The sequence below is a fragment of the Cryobacterium sp. Y29 genome (assembly GCF_002929825.1).
Lineage (GTDB): Bacteria > Actinomycetota > Actinomycetes > Actinomycetales > Microbacteriaceae > Cryobacterium.
Genome location: NZ_PJJN01000031.1, coordinates 16,313 through 34,783 on the forward strand (window position 1 = coordinate 16,313; position 18,471 = coordinate 34,783).

Genomic DNA, 18,471 nt, shown 5'->3' on the forward strand with positions numbered 1-18,471 from the left:
TCTTTGGATGCGGGCAGGCAGCTAGGAGCGGGCCAGGCGGACGAACGAACGGCCCCCTCTGGTCCATTCGGCGACCTGCACCAGTCCAACCTTCGCGGCCCGACGACACAGGGCGCTGACGCCGAGTTCGGCCCACGGGAACGCGTCGCTCGTGTGTCCGGCGGCGTCGTGCAGGGTGCCTTCGTAGGCGAGGTCGTGATCGGGGTCGCGGTGCACCTCAACGACGAGCACACCGTCGACGGCGAGTAGCGACGCGCATCGGTCGAGTAGGGCGTCGGGATCACCACCAATGCCGATGTTGCCGTCGACGAGCAGCAGGGTCGCCCACGTTCCCTCCAACGGAATGTCGTCGAAGACGGAGCGTTGCAAAACGGCGAGACCCGCCGCGAGGGCGATTCGCACGGCGGTCGGCGAAACGTCGATTCCGAGGGCGCTGAGTCCCGCGTCGAGGGCCGCTTGGATCATGCGGCCCGGCCCGCAGCCAATGTCGAGCACCGGTCCGGCAGCCCCGTCGAGCAGGGAATGGTCGATCGGATCGGCTCCGGCGCTCCAGCGCCCGGCGTGCATTGTCGACACGCGCATCGGCGTGCCCGGGTCGGCACCGGCCCAATTGCCGTGGAGGTAGAGCACGTTGTCGTCGCTCTGCAACGCCTGGGCATACGGTTCAGACCCGCCAGCTCCGAACGTGGTCGGGCGGCGAAAGCGTTCCGCGGTCGCGCGGTCTATGTTGTCGACTGTTCCGTTTGCCCATTGCTCCCACAGGCGAGGCGACACGAGGGTCACGAGCGCGCCCCGCTCAGGGCTGCTGGCAGAAAATCGGCGTTCTGCAGGCGAGCGGATGCCCGCACCTCCGCGTAAGCACGCGCGAAGCGCGTGCGGGGGGCGGCCGAGGCGACGGTGTGAGCATCCGTTATGGTGTCGATATCGGTGAGCGTCGGCAAGACGCGCACGCTGAGTCCGGCCTCGTCGAGGCGTCGCAGCTGGTGGGCGCCGGTGTCGGAGCGACTCATCGGGACACCCCGGAGCAGCGTTCCACTCGGATTTTTCAGGGCGAGCGCCCAGAAGCCGCCGTCGTCGGCCGGGCCGAACCAGGCATCCGTTTCGTCGCCCCAGTCCGTGAATACGGGGGCGAGCAGCTCGGCACTGACCTGGGGGGTGTCCATTCCGAGCAGCAGAGTGGGCTCGGCGAGGGTGTCGAAAATGGCAGCGAGGCGTTCGTCAAGGCCTCCAGTGCTTTGCGGCAAAATTTCCCACGCGGATGCCTCCACGGGCGCAGTCACGCCATCAAACGCCAGAATGTGGCGCGTTGCCGGCAGTTGTGACGCAACGGCGAGAGTGTCAGCGAGGCTGGCGGCGGCGAGTTCAGCAGCCTGCTCAAGCGAGAGCGGCGGGTGCAACCGGGTCTTGACCTTGCCGGGCAGGCATTCCTTGGCAATGACAACGATCGCGGTCATGAGCGAGCCTCGTTCCGGATGCTGGGGCCGATGTTGTCGGCGGCGGCTGGTCTTCTGCGGTCGGTACTGAGCAGCGCGGACATGTCCGTGATGGCGGTGAGGGTGCCGCGCACGGTTCCGGTCACTTTGCTGCGGCCGACGCGCGGCGCGTAAGGGGTATCGACTTCACGAATGCGCCAGTTGGCCGCTGCGGCACCCAGAAACATCTCCAGCGGATACCCGCTACGGCGATCGATGAGGTCGAGGGCGAGCAGGTGGTCGCGGCGCGCCGCTCGCATAGGGCCAAGATCATGAATGTTCACACCGGTTATTCGGCGCAGTCGCCAGGAAAGATAGGTATTTGCTAGACGGGCGTGCGGAGGCCAGGCGTTGCGGGTGGTGGGGCGGCGGCGTCCAAGCACGAGATCAGCATCGTCAGCGCTGATCGGGTCGACCACAAGCGGCAGGTCGCGGGGGTCCATCGAGGCGTCGGCGTCACAGAACGCCACGATCGGAGCCGTGGCAGCCAGGAGACCGGCGTGGGCGGCGGCACCGAATCCGCGGCGATTTTCGTGCACGACCTGCGCGCCGAAACTACGGGCGATTGCGGCCGATCCGTCGGTCGAGCCGTTGTCGACAACGATCGCGCGGTAGCCGACCGGCATGCGTTCGAGAATCCACGGCAGGGCCTGCACCTCGTTCAAGCAGGGCAACACAACGTCCACCCGGAAATTGATCATTAGGCGAATCTAGGCGGGATGTCTGGGTGTGCGGGGTGAAAGAGGTTACGAAGCACGGAAAAAAGCTGGGGAACCCGTGTGAAGAGTGTTCCGCGGCGGGCGTATGACGTTGCCAGATGTGCGCTAAGCGGTGCGCCACCCCGGTGACCGAGCCCAGGTTCCGGACTCAGGCTCGCGCCGGCCTGTCCCGAAGGCGAAGGCATCCGCTCGGCTGGTGCGCGCGCCGCGGCGGCGGCGCGCTTAGTCTGGGGGGGTGCCTCCCTCTCAACATTTTGCGCCGCCCCAAACGGATGCCCCCGCTGGCCGCCGCGTTCTCGTCATCGAGGACGACCCGATGGTATCCGAGGTGGTCGGGCGGTACCTGCGCGCCGCCGGATTCGTCGTGGATGAAGCCACCGACGGGCTCGCCGGCCTGCGTCAGGCCGAAATCGCCCTGCCCGATCTGGTGGTGCTGGACCGTATGCTGCCGCTGCTGGACGGTATCGAGGTATGCCGGCGGATCCGCATCAACTGGGGCGCGTTACCGGTGATCATGCTGACCGCGCTCGGCGAAGAGGAACACCGCATCGAGGGCCTCGAAGCTGGCGCCGACGACTACCTGGTCAAGCCGTTCTCGCCGCGGGAACTCGTGCTGCGGGTGCGGTCGGTGCTGCGGCGAAGTAACACCGAGTACATTCCGGAGGGGATTCTCGATGTCGGCGAATTCTCGCTCAACCTGGCCGCGCACGAGATTCGACTGCGCGGCCAGCCGCTCGTGCTCACCGCCCGCGAGTTCGATCTGCTCGCCTATCTCATCTGGCGGCCGTCGAAGGTGCTGACCCGCGAGGAGTTGCTCCGTTCGGTCTGGGGCTGGGAGTTCGGCGACCTGTCCACGGTGACCGTGCACGTACGGCGGTTGCGGGAGAAGATCGAGGCCGACCCGGCGCATCCGCTTCTCGTCACGACGGTGTGGGGGGTCGGATACCGGTTCGATCCGGTTCCGCTCGGCGCCAGCGCAGGCACCGTTGACGAAAGCACCGTTGACGAAAGTAGCGTTGACGAAAGTAGCGTTGACGAAAGTAGCGTTGATGAAGGGTCGCGATGAGCGCTGAGATGTTTGCGACCGTCGTCGGCATCGCGCTCGGCTGTGCGCTCGTCGTGGGGGCGCTCGCCCTGCTGACACTGCGCCTGCTGTCGCGGGGGTCGCTCGTGATTCAGGTGGTCATCGTCGCGTTCGCAACCATTACGTCGGTGGTCAGCGGAACGTCCGCGGTGGCGACGCTCATGTATATATCGGCGCACGACCTGAACATGTTCTATACGGTGGCCGTCGTCGCCGGGATTGTGTCGCTCGTGATGGCCGCGGTGCTGGGGCGCTCACTCGCGCGCGACAACCAGTATTTTCGGGCCGCGGCAGCAAGCATCGGCCGCGGCGAAGCCGTTACATCCCCGGAGCGGCATACGAGCACGGAGTTCGCCTCGCTCGCGGGGGAACTGGCCGAGACGGCCAATCGGCTGACCGAATCTCGCAAGCGGGAGGAACGCATGGAGGCGTCCCGCCGCGAGATTGTGGCGTGGATCTCGCACGACCTTCGCACGCCCCTCGCCGGTATTCGCGCCATGGCCGAGGCCCTCGAAGACGGCATGGCGCCAGACCCCCAGCGCTACTACGTGCAGATCCGTGGGCAGGTCGACCGGCTCAGCAGCATGGTCGATGACCTGTTCGAGCTGTCTAAGATCCACGCCGGGGCCCTCCAGCTCCACCTCGAACGGGTCGCCCTATATGACTTGATCAGCGACACAATCGCCGATCTCGCGCCGGTTGCCCTCGCAAAATCCCTCCACCTGCGGTTCGAGGGTGAGCGCGGTCTCACGCTACAGGCGGATGCCCGCGAACTCGCCCGCGCGGTCGGTAACCTGGTCATGAATGCCATTCAGCATTCCCCGGCCGGGAGCACCATCGTTGTCTCGGTCACCCCGCACGTCGACGGGCGGGCGGTGATCTCGGTCGTCGATGCGGCCGGAGGTATTCCCGAGCGCGACCTTGGCCGGGTGTTCGAGGCCGGCTGGCGAGCGAGCGAGCCGCGCACCGCGTCCGGAACCGGCGCCGGCCACAGCGGCGGTGCCGGGTTGGGCCTTGCGATCGTCGAGGGAATCGTGCGAGCGCATGCTGGGCAGGTGACCGTGACCAATGTTGAGAACGGATGCCGGTTTGAGCTGCTGTTGCCGCAGCATCCGTTGGGGTGACGGGGCTGGGTGCTCATTCAGGGAAACGAGGCGCGGTGCACTCGGGCATGCCTGAAAAAATGAGCGGCAGCCTGTGAAAATCTCCCCGGAATGCGTGAATCGGCCCCGAGTGCACGCGCGGGCCGCGGTCAGGGGCGCACTGCTGCGCGCAGCGGAGCCGTGGCGAACTCACGCATACCGTCTTCGAACGAGACCTGAGCTGACCAGCCGAGTTCGGTGCGCAAGCGCTCGGAGGACGCGGTGATGTGCCGCACATCGCCGAGCCGATACTGCCCGGTCACGATCGGAGCCAGGCCGCCCGCCGTAGCAGCAGCGAGGGCGGTGGCCATGTCGCCGATGGTGTGCACGATTCCGCTGCCCACGTTGAATGGCCGCACAGCGCCGGAATGCGCGGATCCCTCCAAAGCGGTGAACTCCAGTGCGGCCACGTTGGCTGCGGCAACATCTCGCACATGCACGAAGTCGCGGCGCTGGCGCCCGTCTTCGTAGACCCGCGGGGCCTCACCGCGCTCGATCGCCGACCGGAACAGCGACGCCACTCCCGCGTAAGGCGTGTTCTGCGGCATGCCCGGACCATAGACATTGTGGTACCGCAGGGCGGCAACCCGCCCGCCGGTCGATCGAGCCCACGCCATGGCGAGGTATTCCTGGCCGAGTTTACTGCTCGCGTAAACGTTGCGCGGGTCGAGCGGATCAGTTTCAGTCACCAAAACGGGTTCGAGCGCCTGCCCGGTCTCGGGATCGAGGGGGTCAAAGCGTCCGGCGTCGAGGTCGCTCGCGAGGCGCGGGCCCGGCCGGGTGAATCCGTTCGGACCACGGTAGCTGCCCTCGCCGTAGACCACCATGGACGAAGCCAAAACCAGGCGACGGATGCCACGCTCGCTCATCGCGGCCAGCAACACCGCCGTTCCGACCTCGTTGCTGTGTACATAGTCGGGGGCATCGGCAATGTCGACGCCGAGGCCCACCTTGGCGGCTTGGTGGCACACCACGTCGATGCCGGCGAGGGAGCGGGCGACCGTGGCAGGGTCGGTGACATCGCCGTGCACGAACTCCACGCGCGGGTCCAGCCCCGCCGGCCGAGCGTTCCCGGCCCCGAGCCCACGTTCCGCACCCGGAACGTGGGGAAGCACCGAGGCAGGGCCGTGCACGTCGGCGCGCAGGGAATCGAGCACGCGCACCGTGTAGCCGTGGGCGAGAGCAGCATTGACGATCGCGGACCCGATGAAGCCTGCGCCCCCGGTGATGAGCACGACGGTCATGCGATCTCCGATGCCACGCCGCGTGCCAGCACGGCGTCGACCTCGGCCGGGTCGATGAGCTCGCGCGGGACGAAGTCCGTGGGCAGGGCACGCAGGATCCCGTCGATCGCGGCCAGGATGCGTGGCTGGGCGTCGTGTAGGCGACGGAACACGGCTGACGCGGTGACGGCATCCGTCTCGCTGGAGGTTGGGATGACGAACGGCGTGGGGCTGCCGGAATCAGGGGCGTCAGCGGCAGCTACCGGGGCCAGACCGGAATCAGCGGCGGCTACCGGGGCCAGACCGGCGTCGGCGTCGGTTACGAACGACAGGTTGACCGTGGCCATGTTGAGTTCACCGGCCAGCACGATCTCAGGGTAGGCGGTCATGTTGACGATGTGCGCGCCGATCGACCGGAACCAGACCGACTCGGCTCGGGTCGAGAACCGCGGGCCCTGAATAACGACGACGGTTCCGGTCGGCGCGAAGTTCTCGCCGAGGTCCTCGAGCGCACGCACGGCATAGCCGCGCAGCGACGGGTCGAACGGGTCGGCGGCGGGGAGGTGCTGCACCGATTCCCGGTCGTAGAACGTGTCGGGGCGGCCGCTCGTGCGGTCGATGAACTGGTCGGTGACCACGAGCAGCCCCGGCGCGTACTCCGGAGTGACGCCGCCGACGGCCGACGAGGAGATGATCGCGCGCACGCCGATCGAGGCGAGAGCCCAGATATTGGCGCGGTAGTTGATCCGGTGCGGAGCGACGCTGTGGCCACTGCCGTGCCGCGGCAGGAACGCGACGCGGCGACCGGCGCGCAGACCGATCGTGACCGGAGCGGTACCGTAGGGCGTCTGCACCTGGTGCGTGACGGCGCCGGATGGGTCAATGAGTTCGTAGAGTCCGGAGCCGCCGATCACGGCGATCTCGGCCCGGGCGGTCGGGTCGGCCACAGGGTCAGCCAAAGAATCGACCACGGGGTCGACCATCGAGGCGGTCGGGTCAAGCGTCACAGGCGGCTCCCAGCGAGTTACAAGTTGAGTGTCCAGTGTGCCATCGAAAGCTGCATACCCACGGAAGCCCGCCGCCGCCACACAGGCACCTCACACGTTCCGGGCCTGGGCCCCGTCCGCGGGCCCAGGTTATAAACCGGGCCCGCGGTCCGGGCCCAGGCCCCGTCCGCGGAGAACTAGTGCGTATAGACGCGGATCGAGGACGCCAGTGGCCCGGGCGGGTTGAGTGCGAAGGACGACAGCACCCCGTCCCCGGAATAGTCCACGAGCGCCCAGAGTTCCGAACCACCGCTCACGACGTAGGTCGTGCCGCCAGACACCGGCACCGTGGCGCTGGCCCCGGCATCGATCTGGAGGTCGACCGGGGTGCCTTCGCTGGGCGTGAGGGTGAGTGCGGCATCCGCTGCCCCGCCGTTGACCAGGTGCAGAGTCGGCGATGGGCCAGCGGCCACGGCTACGGCGAAGGAACCGGCCAACGGTGCCGAGGCGGAGAACCAGCCGAAGTCCTTTCCGCCGGCACTGTCGGTGGCGGTGCGCGCGGCCGCGACGATCGGCTCGTCGGAGCGCAGGTGCACGGAGAAGCTGCCCACGGCCAGCGGCGCAAGCGGAATCTCGGTGGCGATGCCGGGTTCGACGTCCACCTGGGTCGACGTTCCCTCTGTAGTGCCATCGGCACTCGTCACGCCGATCTGCACCGTCGCCGCCTTGGTTCCCGGCACGAATACCCGAATCGACGGGGTGTTGGCGTTGAAACCCTCGCCCGTCGTGACCGTCTCAGCGCTGACGGCCGCCATTACGCGCACCCCGGCAATGGTCTGGTTGGTGGCGGGCGTCGCGGTGACGCCGACGATCTCGACTCCGCCCGGTTCGATACCCTGAATGCTGCTCTGCTCCAGTGACGCAGCCACCTGTCCACCGCGAGATGACACCTGCAGCACCGGCGACTTCAGGTTCGGCGCGAGGCCGGCCAGTGGAATGACCCGCTGCTCACCCGGCTGCACCAAAATGCCGGTCGCTCCGGGCGCGTCAACGAGGCCGCTCTCGCCGAAGACCATCACGTCGACGGTCGCGAGCACGGGGGTCGGGTTGCTCAGGAGCAGCAGGCTGGTGCTTCCGATATCGGTCGACCCCCCGACGATCCAGCTGTCGCTGGCCGCTTCAGCGCAGGCAGCGACGGCGAGTCCGCCAATGGTGTCGGTAGCGGCAAGCTGCGACTGGCTGCCGGCCAGCAGCGGCGGCACTGTGGCACCATTTTGCACGGGAACGGTCAGCAGCACCGGGGGTTGACGACTGTTCGAATCGTCGACCGCGGTGATCTCGGTCACCTGCGGCCGAATCTGTTGCAGCGACACCGCATCAACGGCGCCATACACAGCGGATGCCGCCCCCACGCTCGACGCGGACTGCGCCTGCGTCGAGTCCTCGGCGAGGGTCAGGAGCGGCCCGGGGCAGACCCGCTGCTGCTCGCTCGGCAGGGGCAAGATCTCGCTGGATTGCGCGCCGCGTTCGATGGTCGGCAGGGTCACGAGCGTCGCCGCGCCGAGCGTTGCAACGACGACGGCGATGCCGACGAGGCCGAGCACACCGCGTCCGGCTCGGCCGCCGATGCGGGCAAGTTGGCTCTTATCGGGCATGGTCGTCCTCCACGGAATCGGCGGTGCCACCATCAGGTGCTTCCAGTCCGGTGCCGACGCCGGTCTCCCGGTCTATGGCGAGGTCGGCTTCGAGGTCGGTGCCGAGCGGCACGTCCAGGTCGGCATTCAGGTCAGACGCAACCGATCCCTTCCCCCGCCGCACGCGTCTGGGCTTCTGTTTGGCGTCAGCGCGGGCCGCCCGGCGAATCGCGTCACGGTTAGCCTGCCGCACGGCTTCACGGCCGGCGCCGATGGGCAGCGACAACAGCACCGCGCTGCCCACTACGGTGAGGGCGATGAGCAGGGTCACAAGCCCGAAGACGCCGCCGGCGCGAGCCGGTATGGGCGTGGACGCCGCAGTATCCGTTTCGCCGAACTGCCACAGGCGGCCAAACTCGGTGTCGCCGACCGGAGCCAGCGCCGAGTTGCCATCGAGGGCGGTTTCGGTGCGCAATGCGGTGTCGGCGGCGTCGATGCTGGAACCGGCCGGCTGCAAGACGATGAAGCGGATACCCAACTCGGCCAGGTCCGCGCTGGCGTCGCGTCCGCTGCGTGAAGCCAGGTTGCCAGCGAGCTCGGCGAGCATTTTCTCACGGATGCTGAGGGTCTGGTCCGTGCTGTCCAGAGTGGATTGTTGGTTCAGGGTGGCGCCGACGCCGCGCTCGATTGACGCGAGCAGGCCGCCGTCGGCCTGCGGGGTGAGCTTGAGCGTGCCGACCCGGTTGTCGATCTGGGCTTCAGCGGCGACGAAGGCCGGCTGGGTCTGCCCGGTTCCCTCGCGCACGACCGCGGTACCGACGTGCAGTGAACCAATGAGCGGCAGTACCACCACGGCCAGGGCGAGGGCTGCGACAACGCCGGGCGTCGACGCGAACCGGCGCAGCGAGCGCAGACCGATAATGAGGGCGCCGACCAGGCCGAGCCAGTACAGGCTGAGCCCGGAACCTGACCAGACGCGCACCGGTTCGGCGCCGATCGCGGCGAGCACGAGCTGGTTGGCGACGAGGGCCGTGCCCAAGCCGAGCAGCGCGACCAGCCAGGCACCGCTGGCCAGGCGCGCGCCGGGCAGCAGCAGCGCCAGCAGGGCGAGCACGGCCAGCGGCGCGAGCAGGATGGGCACGAACAGTTGCGGGTCGAAGCCGACGATCCCGAACCGGTCGAGCACAGCCGCCCAGCCGTCAGAGCCGGGCAGCCCGAGCAGCAGTTGCAGGGTTGGTGCGTGCCCGCTCGGCACGGGCAGGCCCGGATCAGCGACGAGGGCCAGCCAGTCACCGCGCAGGCCCCGGTCGAGAATGAGCGGCAGCGCCAGGGCGAGCGCCGGCATCGGAATACCGATGAAGCGCATCACTCGACGGCCAGCCAGGGCCACGCTGAGCAGCCAGCCCACGAGCAGTGCCGGGGCCAGCGACGGCGCAGAGGCCGAAACGGCAGCAAACAGCAGGGCAGCGGATGCCGACGCCGACCAGGTGCGCGCGGCGGCGATCCAGGCGAAGAACAGCCAGGGCAGCAGCAGGTGCACGAGAATCGCGGCGGGGCGTCCGGTGGCGAGAGCAATCAGAAACGTCGGGGCCAGCACCCAGAGAGCTGCGGCCAGGGCCCGCAGACTGCCGCGGTCGGTCAGTCGGGTTGCGGCCATCCACGCGCCGACTGCTGCCAGCGGAAAGGCCAGGGCGTAGACCAGCACAAGCGCGAACGAGGGCGACCAGAACGCGATCGAGCCGAGCACGGCCACGACCGCGGCAAAGGGGTCGGCCGCTCCGACGAAGCCGAGTCCCAGGTCGCGCCAGCCATAGCCGACGCTCGCCCACAGTTCGGGCAGGCTCGGTGAAAGCGGCAACAGTCCGCCGCCGGTGAGGGTGTCGGCGCCGAGCAACGGCACCATCATGATGATTCCCACAACGGCCGCGGCGAGCATGGTCCAGGCGCCGCCGCCGGAGAAGAATCGAATTTCAGGCCTGTCACCGTGCAGGCCGAACAGGCTCGACTCACGCTTGAGCGAGTGCCGTCGGCGCACTTCCGCAGAGGGAACCCGCAGGGTCGCAATGGCATCCCAGCCGAGAGTTCGGGTTCTGGCGAAGGAACGGCGGGCATTGCCAACGCGCATTCCGTTGAAAGCGGCGCCGAATGCCGCAGCGAATTCACCGACAATCGCACCCGGTTCTTTGCGCAGCAGCTGCCCGATCGATCGGAGAAAGGCGAGCGGCAGCAGAGACAGCCAGTGAAAAACCAGGGTCCAGGCCGGAGCGTAGACCAGGCGACGATGCAGTTGGGCAGAGCGTTCGGCCCGTACCCGACGGCGACGGAGGCGCCCCCGCGAGGACTGGTTTGGTCCGGCAACACCGTCACCGGCCGATGCCACACGAGCAGCCGGTACGACCGACACGCGATACCCGGCCAGGCGCACGCGCACGCAGAAGTCGAGCGAGTCGTCCACGACCGAAAGGGCCGGGTCGAATCCCCCGAGCTGCTCCCAGACCGTGTGGCGCACGAGCAGACCACCGGCGCTGACGGCGAGCACGTCGCTCAGGCCGTCGTGCTGGCCCTGGTCGAGTTCACTTTCGACCAGGGTGACGGTGGCACCGGTCGGCGTCATCGACTCGCCGAAGTTGTGGATATATTCGCCGGCGATCCACTCCATCACCTTGGGTCCGGCGACGGCTACCGAAGGGGCGATTTCGAGTGCGTCAACGAGCACTTCGAGCGCATTCGGATCGGGCGCGCTGTCCTGGGCGAGCAGCCAGAGCAGCTCGCGATCGTGCGTGGGCGGCGGCGTCACGCGCACGGCGGCAGCAATCGCCTGTCCAAAGTGCAGATCCGCGTCGGCGGCAATGAACTGCGTCGGCCCGAATTCGGTGAGCAGTTGCGCGGTCGCATCGCTCGAGCCGCAGTCAACGGTGATGACAATGTCGGGTTTACGGGTCTGTAGCGACAGCGTCTTGAGAGTTCGCTCAAGGTGTTTCGCGCCGTTTCGGGCGACAAGGATGGCGGTGACTCTCGGTTGCATAACAGAACTAGCCTAAGTCGGGATCGGCGGGCGGCCCTGAACCGAGAGGGCGCGCCTCGAATATTGGCTGGGCGGATGCCGCAACATCCGTTCACACACCGCGTCGCGACAAGGGGCCGATCGGGAATCCGCTTGGAGCAGGCCGAGCGTTACTCGACGAGCGAACGCTAAGCGCGCTTACGCAGTTTTCGGCGCTCGCGCTCGGACAGGCCGCCCCAGATACCGAACCGTTCGTCATTGCCGAGCGCGTACTCGAGGCACTGGTTACGAACCTCGCAGCCGGAGCAGATTTTCTTAGCGTCGCGCGTGGAACCGCCCTTTTCGGGAAAGAAGGCCTCGGGGTCGGTCTGCGCGCAGAGCGAGTCGGCCTGCCAGGCCAACAGGTTTTCGTCACCGAGATCTTGTCGTATTCCCGGAACACCGAGGGTGACGGGGTCAACGAACCAGTCCTCTGGTACTCCGGAACGATAGTCAGGTATAGCCATATCGTCTCCCAGCGCTCGCTCCGCACCGTTTAGTGCTGTACCTAATTACACCGGTGTAATTCGATAACGTCAAGTCGCAGATCGTAAACCCTCAACACGGGCTAGAGGGTTACGACGCGCCGACGGTGACGACGAATTCGCACATTCGAGGGCAGCAGGCGCATTGCAATGTTGCGAACGTAGCACGATCAGACCCGGGGTCGGCGTGTCGCTGCCCTCAGCGCACGAAGGCGCGCGAGGAATCCCAGGCGCTCTGCACCATCTGCTCGAGGGTGTGGCTCATGCTCCAGCGCAGATCACGGGCCGCGAGCGCGCCGGAGGCCACGATGCGATCCGGGTCACCGGCGCGGCGTGGGCCGATCTCTGGCACGAAGTCGATACCGGTGACTCGGCGCACGCTCGCCATGATTTCACCGACCGAGACGCCGTCGCCACTGCCGAGGTTGTAGACCGGCTCGATCGCGTCGCCGGCGTCGAGGCGGCGGGCTGCGGCGACGTGCGAGAGCGCGAGGTCGGCCACGTGGATGTAATCGCGCACGCAGGTTCCGTCGGGCGTGGCATAGTCGTCGCCGTTGATGCGCGGGGTGCGCCCATCGAGCAGCGCGGCGAAGATCAGAGGGAAGAGGTTGTGCGGGCTGGTGTCGCACAGGGCGAGGTCACCGGAGCCGACGACGTTGAAGTAACGCAGCGAGGTGTGGCGCAGCCCGGTTGCGACGGCCTGATCGCGCAGCAGCCATTCGCCGATCAGCTTGGATTCGCCGTAGGGCGACTCCGGGTTCTTCGGTGTGTCTTCGGTGACGAGGTCCGTGCGCGGCGTGCCGTAGACGGCAGCGCTCGATGAGAACACGATACGGTCGATCTCGGCCGAGTTCATGGCGGCGAGTAGCGTGGCGGTGGCCGTCACATTCTGTTCGTAGGTGTGCAACGGGCGCTGCACCGAGACGCCGGCGTACTTGAATCCGGCAACATGCACGACGCCGCTCACGTGATGCTTGTGAAAGGCCTGCGACAGGGTTCCACCGTCGAGCACATTCGCCCGAATGAACGGGACCCCGGCCGGCACAAACGACTCGTGGCCGCTCGAGAGGTCATCGAGCACGACCACGTCGAGGCCTTCAGCCTGGAACGCACGCACCACGTGGGATCCGATGTAGCCCGCTCCGCCGGTTACCAACCATGCCATGACGCCCCGTTCGTTCGTGCGACACTCGGGTGCGCCACCGCTACAGGCTAGCGCCAGCGAACCGCGGCATCGTACTCGTCGGCCATCAGGGGTGCTCTGCGGCCAGAGCTATCGCGCCGAATGGCGCGAATCGTGCCAACGATTGCGGTGACGGCGAGAGCTGTGAGGAGGAAAAAGAGAATGAACATGGCAGAAATTCTATGAATTGTGCTTTTCTGCCGCGAGTGGCAGAGTCGTCACTGTTTGATACATTCCTGCCAATGTTGACGAGAGGATGCTCATGCTCCAGAAGATCGTCTGCGTCACCCTCCCGGGTCTGGCGCCGTTTGAATTCGGCGTGATCTGCGAGGTGTTCGGTATCGACCGCAGCGCCCAGGGCGGGCCCTTGTTCGACTTTCACGTCGTGGCCGCCGAACCCGGACCGATCCGCACCAAGATCGGCTTCGACATCGTCGTGCACGACAACCTGTCAGCCGCGGCCGATGCCGACCTCATCGCCATTCCCGGCTACGAACAAGGCGAGTCCGTCGACCCGCGCGTGCTGCAGGTGGTGCGCGACGCTGAAGCCCGCGGCGCCTGGGTGCTCAGCGTCTGCAGCGGTGCATTCGTGCTCGCCCAGGCCGGCATCCTCAATGGCCGCCGCAGCACCACCCACTGGATGTACACCGACGCCCTCGCCCGCTCGTTTCCCGAGACGACCGTCGACCCCGATGTTCTGTTCGTCGACGACAGCCACGTCGTCACCGGGGCCGGCACCGCCGCGGGCATCGACGCCGCGCTGCACATCGTGCGCACCGAACTCGGCGTGACGGCCGCCAACGTCATCGCCCGCCGCATGGTCGTGCCGCCGCAGCGCGACGGCGGGCAGTCGCAGTACATCGAAGCGTCGGTCGTCGACTGCCAGAACGAATCCTTCGCCGCCGTCACCGAGTGGATGCTGCGCCACCTCGACCAGGACTTACCGGTCGACCTGCTCGCCCGCCAGTCGCTCATGTCGCCGCGCACCTTCGCGCGCCGGTTTCGTGCCGAGCTCGGCACGACGCCCACCCGCTGGCTCAACCGGCAGCGGCTGCTGCGGGCGCAGGAACTACTCGAAGACTCCTCGCGCAGCCTCGAAGCAATCGCCGTCGATACCGGTTTCGGCGGAGCCGCCGTGATGCGTCACCACTTTCTGCAGGTGCTGCACACCACTCCCACCGCCTACCGCCGGGCCTTCGGCCCCCGCAGGGTCGGCTAGTCGATCGGGCGTGCCGGTATTCGTCGAGATCCGGGCTACGCACCGGGCATCGCGAGAAAGACCTCGCCGGTGCCGGCGAACGTCAGGGTGCCCTCATCCGGCGTGATGTATACGGCCTGGCCGTGCTTGAGCGGTCGCGACGACGCGCCGCCCGCGATGAGAAATCCGCCGGCCGTGCAGATCGCGATGGCCGGGCCGGTGAGGGTGACCTGTCGCATCGTGACGGGCGCCGGCGACGTGGCGTCGGCATCCGCGTGAATGCGCACGAGCTCGAAGTCGGCAACCCCGGGCCGATACCGCGAGACGCCGTCCGCGAGAATGATCGGAGCGAGCAGCGGCGACGTCGCCGGAGTGAAGTCGAGCACCGCGAGCAGCTCCTCGATGTCGATGTGTTTGGGGGTGAGCCCGCCGCGCAACACGTTGTCGGAGGCGGCCATCACCTCCACGCCGAGTCCGGACAGATACGCGTGGATGCTGCCGGCCGGCAGATACAACACCTCACCACGCTTCAGGGAAACCCGGTTCAGCAGCAAAGCGAGCACGATTCCGGGGTCGCCGGGGTACTCGGCGGCGAGCACGCGCACCGCCGCCAGCTCATTCGCGTAGCCGATGATTGCTCCCCCTCCGGCTAGGAACTTGGCGTGCTGGGCGAGCAGGACCACCCGTTCGACCAGCCATTTCACCTCGCCGGAGTCGCCTCCGCGGCCGTCTCGCAACAGCCAGTCCACGGTGTCGCGCAGGCCCTCGGCCAGGTGTTGCTCGAGCAGGTCGATGGCGGCGGCCTGCGGGTTCTCGTTCGCGAGGTCGAGCAGGCGCAGCTCGGCGATGATGCCGCGCACCTCGGCGAGCGGGCGGAACCCGCAGAGCGCTTCGAACGTGTCGCTGAGCGCAAAGAGAAGTTCGGGCTTGTGGAAAGGGTCGCGGTAGTTGCGGTTGCCGGCGTCGACGGCGATTCCGGCCTCGTTCTCAAGCGCGAACCCCGCACGGGCCTGTTCGGTCGTCGGGTGCGCCTGCAGCGACAGCGGGCGTCCCGCGGCCAAAATTTTCAGGAGGAACGGTAGGCGCGGGGCAGTCGTAGCCGCCGTGGCCGAGCCGGCGGTATCCGCTTGCCGCGTCGCCCAGTCCGCTCCGAGTGCCACCGCCGGCGAAGCCGCGATCCAGCCAGCGAGGTCGGTGGAACCGCCCGCCTGCTCCGCGTCCTCGATCACCGATGGAGAGCCGGCGTGGGCCCCGAGCCAGAGCTCGGCCTCCGGCCCGCCCGACGGCGTATGACCGAGCAGATCGGCGATGGCGTGTGTGGAGCCCCAGGCGTAATCGCGCGGGGTATTGGTGATGCCCACAAACATTTTCGGCTCCTTCGTATGCTGTTTAGACCAAACTACCAACCGACTTCGATCATCCAGCCAACGACCCTAGGCTGACGGCTAGACCGGTTGCGTATCGGCCGCCTATTTTGCAACGGAGCATCCATGACCTTTGAGCTACTCGGCAGCGACATCTTCGGCTATGAAAACCTTCTCACCGCGCCCGAGCAGGGGGCCATCCTGAAGCTGCGCGCCTACCTCGACCAGGAGGTTCGCCCCATCGCGAACGGATGCTGGGAGCGCGCCGAATTCCCCGCCCAGATCATCAAGCCGCTCGCCGAGCTCGGTGTGTATTCCTTCGGCTGGGACGAAACGAAACCGTTTACGAATTCAGCCGTGTTCCGTGGCTTCGCGGCTTTAGAACTGGCACGAGTGGATGCATCCGTTGCCACCTTCGTCGGCGTGCAGAACGGGCTGTCGGCCGGGTCGATTGCGGCCTGCGGCTCCGCCGAGCAGCGCGCCGAGTGGATTCCGCGCCTCGCCTCGGGCGAGATCGTGGGAGCGTTCGGGCTGACCGAGCCGCTTAGCGGCTCCGATGCGGCGCAGGGCCTGCGTACCACCGCCACCCGCACGGGTGACACCTGGACCTTGAACGGCGCCAAGCGCTGGATCGGCAACGCCACCTTCAGCGACGTGACCATCATCTGGGCCAAGGACACCGCCGACAACCAGGTCAAGGGTTTCATCGTCCCCACCGACACTGCCGGCTACTCGGCCACCAAGATCGAGGGCAAGATCAGCCTGCGCACGGTGCAGAACGCTGACATCACCCTGACCGACGTGGTCGTTCCCGAGAGCCTGCGCCTGCAGAACGCCAATTCGTTCAAGGACACCGCCAAGGTGCTGCGGGCCACGCGCGCCGAGGTGTCCTGGGCGGCCGTCGGCAACGCTATCGGCGCCTACGATGCGGCCGTGGCCTATTCGAAAAATCGCGAACAGTTCGGCAAGGCCATCGGCGGTCATCAGCTCGTGCAGGATCTGCTGGTGAAGAGCCTCGGCAACATCACCGCGAGCCTCGGCATGGTCGTGCGGGTATCGCAGCTGCAAGACGAAGGTGTGCAGCGCGACGAGCACTCCGCGCTGACCAAGGCCTACACGACCAGTCGCATGCGGGAGAGCGTGGCGTGGTGCCGCGAGCTGTTCGGCGGTAACGGCGTGACCCTCGAGTACAACGTGGCGCGGCACTTCGCCGACGCCGAGGCCATCTACTCCTACGAGGGAACCCAGGAGATGAACACCCTCATCGTGGGCCGTACCATCACCGGCCAGGCCGCCTTCGTCTGAGCCAACGGCCCCGAAAGCGCCGGCCCCGGGATACGGTGTCGGAATGAGACCACAGCAGCGCGGCCCGGCGTGACCACCGACCAGGGGCTCGACGCGATCGTTGTCGGATCCGGCCCGAATGGCCTTGCCGCCGCCGTCACCCTCGCCCGCGCCGGCCTCAGGGTGCGCGTCTACGAGCGCAACCCGCAGATTGGCGGCGGGGCGGCGACCGCCGAACTCACCCTGCACGGGTTCCGCCACGACGTGGGGAGCGCCGTGCATCCGCTCGCGCTCGCCTCCGAGTTCTTTCAGAAGTTCGGCCTCAAGGACCGCATCGAACTTAAAGTTCCCGAGATCTCCTTCGGGCATCCGCTGCCCGGCGGCCGCGCCGGCGTGGCCTGGCACGATATCGAACGCACTGCCAGCGGCCTCGGGCGCGACGGTCCGGCCTGGCTGCGGCTGCTGGGGCCGCTCGTGCAGAATATCAACGCCATCGCCGAGCTCACCGGGGATGCGCTGCTGCGCGTACCGCGGCATCCGCTCATGCTGGCCCGCTTCGGGCTGCGCACCCTCGAGCAGGGCAGCCCGGCCTGGAACTGGCGCTTCTCCGGCGTGACCGCGCCGGCGCTGCTCACCGGAACGTTCGCCCACTCGATCGGGCGGCTGCCGAGCCCCTCGACCGCCGGTGCCGGGCTCACCCTCGCCGCGCACGCGCACGCTCGGGGCTGGCCCATTCCGATCGGAGGAAGCGGCGCCATCGTGCAGGCTCTCGCCGACGACCTGCTCGCGCACGGCGGCGAAATCGTGACGGATGCCAACATCACCAGCCTGAAAGAGCTCCCGCCGGCCCGCATCGTGCTGCTTGACGTGACGCCGCGCGCCCTTGTCGACCTCGCCGACGGGGCATTGCCCGCTCGCTACGCCGCATCGCTCAGGAGCTTTCGTTACGGTAACGCGGTCGCCAAGGTGGATTTCGCGCTCTCCGAACCGGTTCCCTTCACCGCGACCGACCTGCGGCGAGCGCCGACCCTGCACGTGGGCGGCACCCGCGCCGACCAGGCACGCGCCGAGAACGCCGTCGCCCGCGGACGGCACGCTGAGTTCCCCTATGTGCTCGCCGCGCAGCCGAGCATTCTCGACGCCACGCGCGCTCCCGCCGGAAAACACACCCTCTGGGCCTACACGCATGTGCCGGCGGGCTCCACCCACGACCAGACCGAGCAGATCACCCGACAGATCGAACGCTTCGCCCCGGGATTTCGCGACACCATCCTTGCCTCCTACAGCCAGACGGCCGCGCAAATGCAGAACCACAATCCCAATCACGTCGGCGGCGATATCGCGGCCGGAGCGATCAGTATGACCCAGCTCGTGCGCCGCCCGGTGCTCTCCGGCGACCCGTGGCGTACCCCACTCGCCGGTGTCTACCTGTGCTCCTCGTCGACTTCTCCCGGCCCGGGCGTGCACGGCATGTGCGGCTACCGCGCCGCCCTGAGCGCCCTGGCCCACGAATACAACGTCGTTGACCCGCCGGACCTCACTCCCCGTCAGGGCAACTAGGGTCCATCCCGCTGCCAAGTCGACCACGAAACGTCACATGCCGCGCATAACTCCTGCAATTTCTCTCTGCTCGGGAAGACATCCCCGTAATTCC

At 67.5% G+C, this 18,471-nt stretch carries 16 protein-coding genes; 5 read left to right on the forward strand and 11 right to left on the reverse strand.

Annotated features, from left to right (window positions below; genetic code table 11):
- Positions 1 to 21 precede the first annotated feature (21 nt).
- Genes CXY74_RS07015 through CXY74_RS07025 form a run of 3 tightly spaced genes read right to left on the reverse strand, consistent with a single transcriptional unit; the run spans position 22 to position 2,173 of the window.
- Positions 22 to 783 carry a bifunctional 2-polyprenyl-6-hydroxyphenol methylase/3-demethylubiquinol 3-O-methyltransferase UbiG gene (locus tag CXY74_RS07015; RefSeq protein WP_233193260.1) on the reverse strand — a complete coding sequence of 254 codons (762 nt, stop codon included), beginning with the start codon at positions 781 to 783 and terminating at the stop codon, positions 22 to 24.
- Entirely contained in the window at positions 780 to 1,454 is a 675-nt protein-coding gene (locus CXY74_RS07020; RefSeq protein WP_104199783.1) for a DUF2064 domain-containing protein, read from the reverse strand. The genes CXY74_RS07015 and CXY74_RS07020 overlap by 4 nt, the downstream gene beginning before the upstream one ends.
- Positions 1,451 to 2,173 (reverse strand): glycosyltransferase family 2 protein, encoded by a 723-nt coding sequence (locus CXY74_RS07025; protein WP_104199784.1) that lies wholly within the window; start codon positions 2,171 to 2,173, stop codon positions 1,451 to 1,453. The genes CXY74_RS07020 and CXY74_RS07025 overlap by 4 nt, the downstream gene beginning before the upstream one ends.
- 253 nt (positions 2,174 to 2,426) lie before the next feature.
- Here CXY74_RS07025 and CXY74_RS07030 point away from each other — a divergent pair, with 253 nt between their 5' ends.
- Both CXY74_RS07030 and CXY74_RS07035 read left to right on the forward strand, forming a co-directional pair.
- Positions 2,427 to 3,257, forward strand: coding sequence for a response regulator transcription factor (locus CXY74_RS07030; protein WP_233193261.1), 831 nt, complete (start codon positions 2,427 to 2,429; stop codon positions 3,255 to 3,257).
- Positions 3,254 to 4,399, forward strand: coding sequence for a sensor histidine kinase KdpD (locus tag CXY74_RS07035; protein WP_104199786.1), 1,146 nt, complete (start codon positions 3,254 to 3,256; stop codon positions 4,397 to 4,399). Before CXY74_RS07030 ends, CXY74_RS07035 begins: the two co-directional genes overlap by 4 nt.
- A gap of 128 nt (positions 4,400 to 4,527) precedes the next feature.
- On the opposite strand, the gene CXY74_RS07040 is transcribed toward CXY74_RS07035, so the two are convergent.
- The 7 genes from CXY74_RS07040 to CXY74_RS17555 all read right to left on the reverse strand — a co-directional run bounded on the left by CXY74_RS07040 (position 4,528) and on the right by CXY74_RS17555 (position 13,141).
- Entirely contained in the window at positions 4,528 to 5,661 is a 1,134-nt protein-coding gene (locus CXY74_RS07040) for an NAD(P)-dependent oxidoreductase (protein WP_104199787.1), read from the reverse strand.
- Positions 5,658 to 6,647, reverse strand: a complete 990-nt coding sequence (locus CXY74_RS07045) for an MTAP family purine nucleoside phosphorylase (RefSeq protein ID WP_233193262.1) — start codon at positions 6,645 to 6,647, stop codon at positions 5,658 to 5,660. The genes CXY74_RS07040 and CXY74_RS07045 overlap by 4 nt, the downstream gene beginning before the upstream one ends.
- Positions 6,648 to 6,823: 176 nt before the next feature.
- A complete protein-coding gene (locus tag CXY74_RS07050; RefSeq protein WP_104199788.1) occupies positions 6,824 to 8,281 on the reverse strand; it encodes a DUF5719 family protein in 1,458 nt (485 codons plus the stop codon).
- Positions 8,271 to 11,285 carry a glycosyltransferase family 2 protein gene (locus CXY74_RS07055; RefSeq protein ID WP_104199789.1) on the reverse strand — a complete coding sequence of 1,005 codons (3,015 nt, stop codon included), beginning with the start codon at positions 11,283 to 11,285 and terminating at the stop codon, positions 8,271 to 8,273. Before CXY74_RS07055 ends, CXY74_RS07050 begins: the two co-directional genes overlap by 11 nt.
- A 167-nt stretch (positions 11,286 to 11,452) precedes the next feature.
- A complete protein-coding gene (locus CXY74_RS07060) occupies positions 11,453 to 11,770 on the reverse strand; it encodes a WhiB family transcriptional regulator (protein WP_104127507.1) in 318 nt (105 codons plus the stop codon).
- A 217-nt stretch (positions 11,771 to 11,987) separates the two neighbouring features.
- A complete protein-coding gene (gene galE / locus CXY74_RS07065) occupies positions 11,988 to 12,953 on the reverse strand; it encodes a UDP-glucose 4-epimerase GalE (protein ID WP_104199790.1) in 966 nt (321 codons plus the stop codon).
- Between the two features lie 47 nt (positions 12,954 to 13,000).
- Positions 13,001 to 13,141, reverse strand: a complete 141-nt coding sequence (locus CXY74_RS17555) for a hypothetical protein (protein WP_158252320.1) — start codon at positions 13,139 to 13,141, stop codon at positions 13,001 to 13,003.
- 92 nt (positions 13,142 to 13,233) lie between these two features.
- On the opposite strand from CXY74_RS17555, the gene CXY74_RS07070 reads away from it, so the two are divergent.
- Positions 13,234 to 14,190: a GlxA family transcriptional regulator gene (locus tag CXY74_RS07070; RefSeq protein ID WP_104199943.1), complete on the forward strand. Its 957-nt coding sequence runs from the start codon at positions 13,234 to 13,236 to the stop codon at positions 14,188 to 14,190.
- Positions 14,191 to 14,225: 35 nt separating this feature from the next.
- Here CXY74_RS07070 and manA read toward each other — a convergent pair whose 3' ends face one another.
- Positions 14,226 to 15,536, reverse strand: a complete 1,311-nt coding sequence (gene manA, locus CXY74_RS07075) for a mannose-6-phosphate isomerase, class I (protein ID WP_104199791.1) — start codon at positions 15,534 to 15,536, stop codon at positions 14,226 to 14,228.
- A 123-nt stretch (positions 15,537 to 15,659) separates the two neighbouring features.
- On the opposite strand from manA, the gene CXY74_RS07080 reads away from it, so the two are divergent.
- On the forward strand, positions 15,660 to 16,838 hold the full coding sequence (locus CXY74_RS07080) for an acyl-CoA dehydrogenase family protein (RefSeq protein ID WP_104199792.1): 1,179 nt from the start codon (positions 15,660 to 15,662) through the stop codon (positions 16,836 to 16,838).
- A gap of 69 nt (positions 16,839 to 16,907) precedes the next feature.
- Entirely contained in the window at positions 16,908 to 18,377 is a 1,470-nt protein-coding gene (locus CXY74_RS07085) for an NAD(P)/FAD-dependent oxidoreductase (protein WP_104199793.1), read from the forward strand.
- Positions 18,378 to 18,471 lie beyond the last annotated feature (94 nt).